Source organism: Enterobacter cloacae complex sp. IR5459 (assembly GCF_049238005.1).
GTDB lineage: Bacteria > Pseudomonadota > Gammaproteobacteria > Enterobacterales > Enterobacteriaceae > Enterobacter > Enterobacter hormaechei_C.
In genome coordinates this window covers 1-620 of sequence record NZ_JBMKIG010000073.1, presented here as the reverse complement: position 1 = coordinate 620, position 620 = coordinate 1, and the positions used below count along the sequence as shown (strand labels likewise).

General features: G+C 60.0%; 1 protein-coding gene. It reads left to right on the top strand.

The genetic code is table 11. The features are described 5' to 3' along the window. Positions 1-27: 27 nt before the first annotated feature. Positions 28-620: IS6-like element IS6100 family transposase (locus ACOTX4_RS26005; RefSeq protein WP_045626558.1), on the top strand; the 593-nt coding region annotated here is incomplete at its 3' end.

Genomic DNA, 620 nt, shown 5'->3' with positions numbered 1-620 from the left:
CTTGGCGGAGATTGGACGGACGGAACGATGACGGATTTCAAGTGGCGCCATTTCCAGGGTGATGTGATCCTGTGGGCGGTGCGCTGGTATTGTCGCTATCCGATCAGCTATCGCGACCTTGAGGAAATGCTGGCGGAACGCGGCATTTCGGTCGACCATACGACGATCTATCGCTGGGTCCAGTGCTACGCCCCGGAGATGGAGAAGCGGCTGCGCTGGTTCTGGCGGCGTGGCTTTGATCCGAGCTGGCGCCTGGATGAAACCTACGTCAAGGTGCGGGGCAAGTGGACCTACCTGTACCGGGCAGTCGACAAGCGGGGCGACACGATCGATTTCTACCTGTCGCCGACCCGCAGCGCCAAGGCAGCGAAGCGGTTCCTGGGCAAGGCCCTGCGAGGCCTGAAGCACTGGGAAAAGCCTGCCACGCTCAATACCGACAAAGCGCCGAGCTATGGTGCAGCGATCACCGAATTGAAGCGCGAAGGAAAGCTGGACCGGGAGACGGCCCACCGGCAGGTGAAGTATCTCAATAACGTGATCGAGGCCGATCACGGAAAGCTCAAGATACTGATCAAGCCGGTGCGCGGTTTCAAATCGATCCCCACGGCCTATGCCACGAT